The sequence below is a fragment of the Chryseobacterium sp. BIGb0232 genome, assembly GCF_024810195.1.
Lineage (GTDB): Bacteria > Bacteroidota > Bacteroidia > Flavobacteriales > Weeksellaceae > Chryseobacterium > Chryseobacterium pennae.
Map to the genome: position 1 here is coordinate 189,222 of NZ_JANUEH010000012.1, position 9,529 is coordinate 198,750.

Below are 9,529 nucleotides of genomic sequence, written 5' to 3' on the forward strand. Positions count from 1 at the left end.
TTGAATTTTTTAGAAATGCAGATGGCTAACTGAAGTAATCCAGGAGTCTTTTACCCCAGCACTTTACTTTTCCATTTGGTTATAGTATTCCTGCTTAACTTAAAATGTTTGGCAAGTTGAGAATTATTTAATTGATATTTTTTCTGGTAATCCAATATATGAGATATTGCTGAGACATCATAAGAACGGTGTCTTTGATTGAATTGAGTATTATCACTGGAATTGGTATTAAAAAGAACTTTGTTGATCTGTATAACGTCCAGTACTGATAAATTTTCTTTAGATAAAAAAATTCTACACATCTCTTCTTTTTCAGGATACTTTATATTGATAATATCACTGTATATTTTTTTATAATCAGGAGTGTTTTTCATAATTTTTTTCACATAATTCCGCCGTCAAAAATACTGTATTTACAAGATATAAAGCGACTTATGGTTATAGATATAATTCGATAAACTGGATATATGCTCTGTACAAAAGCTATTTAGTGATATTTTTTGTCTGTTGATATTTGTTTTGCCATTTATACAGTGTAGATTTGGGAATTCTGTACTCTTCTATAATTTGTACTTTTGTTTTACTCCCATTTTCAATCTGTTCCAGAATAAAATCCACCAATTCACGGGTATAAATGTTTTTTCTGTATCGGGGAAGCCTGCTTTTTGTATTTTCATTGCGGGTATAATCAGCATTGGCTGGTGGAGCATAAAGGATTAAATATTGAGAATAGAGTCGAAAGAAATCATACTCCAGCAATATGCTAAACTGCAAGATTATTTCAGTATTTAAATTCTTCTGCAAAAGCATTGAATTCAATTCAGCTTCGGTACATTTTAAAAAATTACAGATTCTAAATACCTCCATTTTACATTCTTCCATACGTAAATTTATCAAAGAGCCAATATGTATATTTTTTAGATCAACATTCATAGATTAGGCTCATTTTACGGTTATTTTTTTTCATCACTTGTGTTTTTTATTATGTTTTTATCAATCGTTTGAACTTAATTTTATTCAATAAAAAGTCTGTATTCGATTCATAAATCACTTTTTCTTTGCATAAAATTTGTTTTTAGTTTACTATCAAAGTCATCTTTTTACTTAAGATGAACATTCCTAAAATTGGAATCATCCCTTACTATTGTATAGAATAAATAATTATTGATGGTATATTTTTATTGATGTTATGAAGAATATAATGCGTGTTTGAATGCAGACATTGCTCCCATGATTACAATTGTTTTACTTATTTTGTTTTTAATTTGTTGGCAAATTTGCTTCAAATACACAAAACCAATATTGCCGTAAGGTTTTATTTTATATTACTGAAAGGTTCATGGGCAATTAAATAACTTTATCTATTAATCCAATAACATTTCTATGCATCTCTTCTTTATTTAGAATCAAGCATAAATAAATTTTGGTTTTGCTTATATTTTCTTTTTCGTACTTTGGTATTGTTTTACTTATCCAGAAAATAATCAATGGAAACCATAGAGGAATTTTACCATCATAAATTTAATACATATCCAGAAAATATATACGAAACGATAGGTCAGTTCAATGCATTCCGTATTGAAGAACGAATGAAAAATAATGAAGAGCTTCCTCCACATATTCGTAGAAATTTCTTTAAAATTATGCTTTTTTCAGGGGAGAACATATTCAAATATGGCCATCAAACAGTCAAAGTAAGTGGTAACACACTATTATTTTTTCACCCAGATATCCCTTATTCCTACTTACCTTTATCTTCTGATACAAAAGGGTATTTTTGTATTTTCAGAAATGAATTTTTCCAGAGCACTCATAAATTACAACTGGATCAGCTCCCTCTTTTTAATACTTCTCTCCCTCCTGTTTTTACATTATCTAACATTCAATACGAGGAGGCAAAGTATCTTTTCATTAAAATATTTCAGGAAGCACAGAGTGATTATATTTACAAATATGATCTGATCCGTAATTATGTCAGTGAATTGTATTATCTGGCTATGAAATGGACACCTCCCGGAAATACTATTTCCCAGTTTGGTAGTGCCGGAAAACGAATTACTACTATTTTCTCCGAACTATTGGAACAACAGTTTCCCATTCAGTATAAAACGGATACTTTAGCGCTGCGCCATCCTAAAAATTACGCAGAAAAACTGTCTGTTCATGTTAATTACCTGAATCGTTGTATTAAAAAAATAACAGGCAAAACAACCGGGGAATATATTTTTGAAAGAATAGGGACTGAAGCAAAAATTCTGCTCCGGGATACCGACTGGACCATTTCGGAAATAAGCGAAGCGCTCGGTTTTGATGATCTTGCTCACTTTAATAAATTTTTCAAAAAACAAACCGGAATCAATCCTACCTCATTTCGATTGGTTTGATTTTTACAAATATTAGTCTTATTCCTACCATCATTTCATCATTTGTACATTTTAATTTTGCATTGATAAAAATAGTACAAAAATGGAAAATTCTAAGATATGGTATATCACCGGTGCATCAAAAGGTATGGGCCAGGCATTGGCAGAGCAACTGCTGCTTCAGGGGCAAAAAGTTGCCGCTACATCAAGACAGACCTCAGCATTCTCAGAAATCATCAGAAAAAATGAAAATTTTCTTCCGTTACAGGTAGATCTTACTGATGAAAAATCGATTGCAGATTCACTTAAACAAACACAAAACAAATTTGGAAGGATTGATGTCATTGTAAATAACGCTGGATATGGAATTGGCGGAGCATTGGAAGAACTGTCCGAGCAGGAGATTCAGGACAACTTCAATGTCAATTTCTTTGCGGTTACCAAAGTTATTCAGCAAGCTCTTCCCTATTTACGAAATCAGCGCTCAGGGCATATTATCAATATTTCATCAATAGCCGGGTTTGCACCAGGAACCGGATGGAGTATTTATGCTGCTTCTAAATTTGCGGTAAATGGCTTATCAGAAGCTCTTGCTAATGATTTAAAGCCTCTGGGTATATATGTAACATCTGTTTTACCGGGTTGGTTTCGCACCAGTTTTGCTCATCCTGAGTCTATTGCGTTTGGCAGCAAGCAGATTGATGATTACCATTTCATGAGAGAGGGTCATCAAAAATTCAGTGCATTAGACGGCAGGCAGCAAGGGAACCCTGATAAGATTGCTGATGCATTGATCACCCTTATTAGCATACCCAATCCCCCTGTGCACCTTTTCTTAGGAAGTGATGCTTATCAAAGAGCCAATGATAAAATCGCCCAACTATCAGAGGAAATAGAGCAATGGAAAAATCTCTCGGAATCAACGGATTTTTAGTCTGTTTTAATTCAAAAAGCTCATCATTTTTATGGTGAGTTTTTTTGTTTATATTATGAATATATTGATTTTCAGAGAACTTATTTACAATCACAATCATCTTAATTATCGAAATTAAAACTAACAAGAAGCCCTGGCAAATAATTGAGAACCCTCCCTTTCATAAGCGCAGCAGAGACTATTATCCAAACTCTATCCTTATAAAGTTTGAATCATAATGTATCATAATGTTTTTTCACTAGTAAAGGATATTTTTTATATATTTGGTTTAATAACATGTAAAAAAACAATTACCGTGAAAACATTCAAAAAACAACACAGTACTCTAAAGAGGAATGAATTGAAAACTATTTTAGGAGGAATCTTACCAAACCAATGTCTTCCACGACTTTGTAGAGAATTATGTAAAGATGATGGTGGTGGAGGCTGTGATTCTAATGGGTTATGCTTATGTGGACCTTTCCCCAATCCAAATGACTTGTAAAATATAAATCTCAATATTAGACAAAAGCCTTACAATTTGAATTGTAAGGCTTTTGTTTATTTCAGCTCATCGATATTCAACAATGCCGTTTGATTATTCTATTTTATTTTCCACTTATGATGTCTGACTTAACCAACATATAATTTCCATTCGTTTCTTTTTTTTCAATGTTATACCCCTCAGTTAATTCAAGAACCCAGCCATCGCCTGATATCTTTTCACCCTCTATCCTGACAGGATTAGATATCGAAATCTTATCCCAGTTTGGGCTCATTAATGCACCATTTTCAACAGTCAGAATTCCCCATTTGCCTGTAACTCTGATAGTAGGATATACGGTTCCTTTATCTTCAATTGGTATTATATTTCTTGGATCGAAAGAAACATTCATCTTTTCGAATTTTATTTCAAAATGAGGATTTTCTATCAATTTGGATTTATATTCAGCAATAAGCTTTTTCTTTTTTTCTTCCCTCTTTGTCTCTTCTTCGGAAATTATTCTTCCGTTGTAATGATCGGATATTTTTGTCACCGTATTATTTGAACGATCCGGAATAGTAATATTGAATGCTTTAATAAAATAATCTGTCAAATCCGTTTTTCCCGTCATCTTTTTATTCCAGTTTTTATCTTTATTATAGAGTAAGTATCCATAAACAGGCACTGTGTAGTAAGCAAATGATCGCACAAATGTTGCATTCTTAAAAAAATCATTAATTCCATCAACTAAAAAAGCTTCGGACTGTGTTTTATTTCTTCCACCTATGATTACTCCTGTAAATTCCGCCATTCCTTCATTGAGTTCCAATAGATTTTCACTGACGTTAGAACCATTATAAAGGTTATGTCTGTATTTCCTGAAAGTAAGTGCGTTCGTAAGATGTCCCTGTAATTCTTTTTCTGAAACAGATTTCAAGGCTTTTTTCAAGGCTTCAAGTTCTAAACGGAGATAAACTCTACCTTCTTTCTGATCCAGGTGATTGTTTTCAGCATTGCTCAATTCAAAACCCAATGATGGCTGTATACGATGAAAAGACTCATGGGCAAGCAAACCAACTCTGTTATATTTATTTTGAGGGAGAGGAAGCATAATCATTGTCCATCGTTTTCCATTCCAGTCTACTGCAGTATTCGCAATATTAATTTTATCAGGTAAAACTCCCGTATAAACATTTCCAGCTGCTTTTAAAATACCATTTTCATCAGCCTCATTGGCAAAAATTGCTCTTGTCTTTGGGTTAATTAAAAGTATTGGGCCATAGAGATCTTTATTCCAAAGTTCTATATTCTTTTTAGACTCGGTTTTAAACTCGTTATAAAAAGTTGAAATACTATCAATAGAAACCGTCTTTACCTGCCCCGCTAAACTTTGTATGCATAAAAAGAACGATAGGATGAAAATAGCAGTCTGTCTCATGGCTTAATTTTTCAATTGTGCAGATCACCGCTCTATTAAGTATTATAAGTATCTGTGTCACAAATATAATAAATTAGTTCCTTGCTCACTCCAGCTATTTCACGGACATAAAAAAGCCTTAGAAATCAATCTAAGGCTCTTCATTATTTTTAAACATCTTTTTTCATTTTCACTTGGATTTTAGATGCTTCCATTTTCTTCTTTTTTGATTGCTCCCGTTTCATCTTTCTGTATTCCCAGGGAGCAATAGCATGAACATCCTGCCAAAGACCCATCTTTTTCTGTTGAGCCTTTTCCTGTATTTTCCCCAGCGAATCATCTTTGGAATAAGAGAAGTACCACCACCCCATTCCTGCTTTTATCAGCTCTTTTGAAAGGTATTTATCATTGTCATAATACACTTTAGCAATAGAACGTCCATAGCGATCTGTACTGGTTTCAGTAAATTTAATTGTTTTTCCAAATACTTTTCCGGATGTGAATTGTTTGGCATTTTTCCCGAAGGCCTGTCCACTTTCCGGACAATCTACATCTGCTAATCTAAGTTTCTTTTGTGTATTGCCTTTTAAAAGGACTGTAATGGTATCTCCATCTGAGATTTTAATTACTTTTCCGCTTGTCTGTGAAAACAGGATTGCAGGGAAAAGCAAGCTCATCAACATTAATCGTTTCATGCGGCAAATATAGGGATTAAGGAGAAATAAAATAAAGGAAGCTGGAGGATGGAAGCAATGAAGATCAAAGCACATGCCAGTGAAAACTACTCTCTTATTTCAATTTTGAATTGAGCTTTTTCTAATAAATAAACAAGCGTTTCAAAATAATATTTACTTGTATTTTTAATGATAATATCAGTATTATCAAAAATTATTGCTGTATTGATCTCATTGTTTTTAACTATATCAATTAAATAATCCTCTAAAGAATCTAAATTACTCCCGAAATAACCTCTCTTACCAATTAATTGCTCTCCTAAATAATAATACAAATCTTCATCACTTTCAATTGATCTACCGTCAATATATACTTCATTGATATTTTTAACTTCAAAAATATTATGGTTCCAAAGATAACAAGCTTTAAGATAAGCTCCTTTTATTTCTAAATTTTTAATCTTAGTCCAATCAATCTCAATACTATTATTCCAATTATAGAAAGTATCAACAATAAATTGATTATAACTATTGCTTAAAGCACTTTTATGATTTGACATAATAACTTCCAAAAATATTTCTTCAATATTATCACCTTCTTCAAGTAAATAAATCCAATTTGTGGTGAATGCTATTTCGTACAAACAAAAGGTAATATTATTTCTACTTTCAACATAAATACTTAATTTACCATCATCTTCAATTTGGTCTAAAATGTCTTGTCTATAAGCTTTATCAATCTTTAAAAGTAATTTATCTTGAATTATATTTTCATTCCTTTTTAAATTGATATAATTGATCCCACAATATTTATTATTTAGCTCTATTGTCATTTATTTTTTATTTATTTCGTAAACTTTCTTACAATCCCTATCTGTAGTTCACCAACATCAATCAATTCATAGAAGAGATGTTTTTTTTAAAAACCGGATGTCCACAATTGCTCATTTAAAGTAAATCGACCCAATATAAAATCATCAGGATAATTTTCAAATCCTCGTTTCTGTTTTAACTCGTCAATAATTTCATCAGCCTTGTCTTCATCTAAAAATACACCAATAACTCTCTCATCATCTAAAAAAGTATGAATAGTATAAATATGACTAACCCGAAAAACATATTGTAAGTTCAACTCTTTTATTGATTTGCTGCCCTCACTAATCACATCTTCTTTCGTTAAATAATCCCGCCCGATTTCTCCCACAACACTATTGAATCCATTTTGCCAATGAATCGTATTTAATTGATATTTCCGGACAACAACTCCGTCAGGATAAGTACTAAATCCAGGGAGAGTTAATACGTTCTCCTTTGCTATTTCGAGCAGTTCTATATCATCAAAATATCCCAAAAATTTACAGGCCGTGTGAGTATCGTCTGTATAGATATGCTCCAGTGCATATACAAAGTAATTCATAGTATTATTTTACTAGCAAGATACCAATTAAAAAATCAATGATTTAAACACAAGAAGAGATGTTTTTTTTAAAAACCGGATGTCCACAATTGCTCATTTAAAGTAAATCGACCCAATATAAAATCATCAGGATAATTTTCAAATCCTTGTTTCTGTTTTAACTCGTCAATAATTTCATCAGCTTTGTCTTCATCTAAAAATACACCAATAACTCTCTCATCATCTAAAAAAGTATGAATAGTATAAATATGACTAACCCGAAAAACATATTGTAAGTTCAACTCTTTTATTGATTTGCTGCCCTCACTAATCACATCTTCTTTCGTTAAATAATCCCGCCCGATTTCTCCCACAACACTATTGAATCCATTTTGCCAATGAATCGTATTTAATTGATATTTCCGGACAATAACTCCGTCAGGATAAGTACTAAATCCAGGGAGAGTTAATACGTTCTCCTTTGCTATTTCGAGCAGTTCTATATCATCAAAATATCCCAAAAATTTCCAGTCCGTGTGAGTATCGTCTGTATAGATATGCTCCAGTGCATATACAAAGTAGTTCATAGTATTTTTTTCTGAAAAAGATATCAATTAAAAACTTAATAATTTAAACAAAACATGGAACAGCTTTATAAATATCTAAGCCATTACAAAAGCAAGGTTTTTATATTCTCTCCTAAAAGCCTTGTCAAGATATTCCCACTCTCTGGAATTGATTGATCGTTTAAGATTTTGATAATTTTTAAGTCTGATAACTGTATCTGCTTCAACCTTATTGATGATTGTCCCCAATCTATCTTCAAAAGTATAGGAATCATACCCAAGATAGCCTTTAGATCCTAATAATACGTCTCCCATTAAATTAAATAAGTCTATATCTGATTTTACCAGATCCAAATCCACTTCATAAAACGTATTATTAAGCTTGTCAGTTCCCGAATTCCAGATTCTGCAAGAAGAACAATATGCATCTTTTTTATCCTGATCTAAGCTTAAAAAATCTATTTCCTGATTTTTTGACCAGGCTGAAAGAATATCTATAACATATTGGTCGTAATTATTTCCATCATACCACATAATAGGTATTCCTCTAGCTGTAATACAATCTTCCGTTGCAGTTGCATCCTCTATTCTAAAATGAAAATCATATAAAACTTCATCATTCCCATATTGATCAGTGACTTCAATAGAAAAGTAAACAATATCCATATAAAAATTGTCCCAATCTATATCTTTGCTTACATACGAAATCTCATTTAAAACAAATATCTTTTCAAAACTATGATTAAAAGATTCCATTTTAATCTGTAAAGCTTTACAGATCATCAAATCATTGTATTTCACACTTACAGTCATCATATCACTTATTATCAATATTTTAATTTTGAAATACAACTTTTAATCTGCTCTTTATAAACCTCTATATCAACGCCCTGGATGGATGGAAAATTATGTGATTTTGCATCAAAATAATAGGCTACTTTTTCCAGAAATTCATCTTCATTTTCTTCTAAGTACCGGGTAGCCTCTTCTATCGATTCCTGGTTTATATAGTCTTCCGGACCTTTAACATAAAAGCCTTCATTCACTTCATCATTTTGAAGTGCTTTTTCAAGAGCGGGAAGATATATTTTATAAAAATCATGGGATCTCATATTTTTAATTTTTAAAGATGGGGATGACAAAATTCGGTAATGAGCTATGGAAAAAATAAAAAAATAAAAAAAAGTCCAGTTATTCTAAATCCATGGTTATTAATCAAGTAAAGTTAACAAAAAAGTTTCTCCAAAATTTAATTAAAAATTATCCTTTAATTTATTTTTTTATTTCAAAAAGTATTGTACCTTTGCAACCGCAAAAACGAAGTAAAATTCGTTATTGATGACCTTTAATCGGGGCGTAGCGTAGTCCGGTCATCGCGCCTGGTTTGGGACCAGGAGGTCGCAGGTTCGAATCCTGCCGCCCCGACTTTTTTCAAGATTTTAAGGGTGCGTAGCTCAGCTGGATAGAGCATCTGCCTTCTAAGCAGACGGTCAAAGGTTCGAATCCTTTCGCGCTCACAAAATAGCTCATATTGTATGTGAGTTTATTTATTTTAATTTTTGAAAGTATTTTACTTTTTTTAAATTAAAACAATGAAGTAAAATTCATTAAAGATGACCTCATCGGGGCGTAGCGTAGTCCGGTCATCGCGCCTGGTTTGGGACCAGGAGGTCGCAGGTTCGAATCCTGCCGCCCCGACTTTTTTCAAGATTTTAA

General features: G+C 32.2%; 11 protein-coding genes and 3 tRNA genes. 5 read left to right on the forward strand and 9 right to left on the reverse strand.

Annotated features, from left to right (window positions below):
* Nucleotides 1–50: 50 nt before the first annotated feature.
* Together M2372_RS21635 and M2372_RS21640 are read right to left on the reverse strand one after the other, a co-directional pair.
* Nucleotides 51–374 (reverse strand): helix-turn-helix domain-containing protein, encoded by a 324-nt coding sequence (locus M2372_RS21635; protein ID WP_123321201.1) that lies wholly within the window; start codon nt 372–374, stop codon nt 51–53.
* Between the two features lie 109 nt (nt 375–483).
* Nucleotides 484–882 carry a transposase gene (locus M2372_RS21640; RefSeq protein WP_228455787.1) on the reverse strand — a complete coding sequence of 133 codons (399 nt, stop codon included), beginning with the start codon at nt 880–882 and terminating at the stop codon, nt 484–486.
* Nucleotides 883–1,487: 605 nt separating this feature from the next.
* On the opposite strand from M2372_RS21640, the gene M2372_RS21645 reads away from it, so the two are divergent.
* Both M2372_RS21645 and M2372_RS21650 read left to right on the forward strand, forming a co-directional pair.
* Entirely contained in the window at nt 1,488–2,384 is an 897-nt protein-coding gene (locus tag M2372_RS21645) for an AraC family transcriptional regulator (protein ID WP_123321199.1), read from the forward strand.
* Between the two features lie 82 nt (nt 2,385–2,466).
* Complete coding sequence (locus M2372_RS21650) at nt 2,467–3,297, forward strand: oxidoreductase (RefSeq protein WP_123321198.1); 831 nt, start codon at nt 2,467–2,469, stop codon at nt 3,295–3,297.
* 587 nt (nt 3,298–3,884) lie between these two features.
* Here M2372_RS21650 and M2372_RS21655 read toward each other — a convergent pair.
* The 7 genes from M2372_RS21655 to M2372_RS21685 all read right to left on the reverse strand — a co-directional run bounded on the left by M2372_RS21655 (nt 3,885) and on the right by M2372_RS21685 (nt 8,925).
* Nucleotides 3,885–5,198 carry a hypothetical protein gene (locus tag M2372_RS21655; RefSeq protein ID WP_123321196.1) on the reverse strand — a complete coding sequence of 438 codons (1,314 nt, stop codon included), beginning with the start codon at nt 5,196–5,198 and terminating at the stop codon, nt 3,885–3,887.
* Between the two features lie 149 nt (nt 5,199–5,347).
* The gene (locus tag M2372_RS21660) at nt 5,348–5,872 is read right to left on the reverse strand and encodes a thermonuclease family protein (RefSeq protein ID WP_123321195.1); all 525 of its coding nucleotides are present in this window, start codon (nt 5,870–5,872) and stop codon (nt 5,348–5,350) included.
* A gap of 86 nt (nt 5,873–5,958) precedes the next feature.
* Nucleotides 5,959–6,684, reverse strand: a complete 726-nt coding sequence (locus M2372_RS21665) for a barstar family protein (RefSeq protein WP_123321194.1) — start codon at nt 6,682–6,684, stop codon at nt 5,959–5,961.
* A gap of 86 nt (nt 6,685–6,770) precedes the next feature.
* On the reverse strand, nt 6,771–7,268 hold the full coding sequence (locus M2372_RS21670) for a hypothetical protein (RefSeq protein WP_123321193.1): 498 nt from the start codon (nt 7,266–7,268) through the stop codon (nt 6,771–6,773).
* Nucleotides 7,269–7,336: 68 nt separating this feature from the next.
* Nucleotides 7,337–7,834 (reverse strand): hypothetical protein, encoded by a 498-nt coding sequence (locus M2372_RS21675; RefSeq protein ID WP_123321192.1) that lies wholly within the window; start codon nt 7,832–7,834, stop codon nt 7,337–7,339.
* Between the two features lie 75 nt (nt 7,835–7,909).
* Nucleotides 7,910–8,629, reverse strand: coding sequence for a hypothetical protein (locus M2372_RS21680; RefSeq protein ID WP_148060817.1), 720 nt, complete (start codon nt 8,627–8,629; stop codon nt 7,910–7,912).
* An 11-nt stretch (nt 8,630–8,640) separates the two neighbouring features.
* Entirely contained in the window at nt 8,641–8,925 is a 285-nt protein-coding gene (locus M2372_RS21685; protein WP_115970789.1) for a hypothetical protein, read from the reverse strand.
* Nucleotides 8,926–9,163: 238 nt separating this feature from the next.
* Between M2372_RS21685 and M2372_RS21690 the strand changes: the two genes are divergently transcribed.
* The 3 genes from M2372_RS21690 to M2372_RS21700 all read left to right on the forward strand — a co-directional run bounded on the left by M2372_RS21690 (nt 9,164) and on the right by M2372_RS21700 (nt 9,511).
* Nucleotides 9,164–9,238 (forward strand) — tRNA-Pro (locus M2372_RS21690).
* An 18-nt stretch (nt 9,239–9,256) separates the two neighbouring features.
* Nucleotides 9,257–9,330, forward strand: a tRNA-Arg gene (locus M2372_RS21695).
* Between the two features lie 106 nt (nt 9,331–9,436).
* Nucleotides 9,437–9,511: transfer RNA gene (locus M2372_RS21700), tRNA-Pro, on the forward strand.
* Nucleotides 9,512–9,529 lie beyond the last annotated feature (18 nt).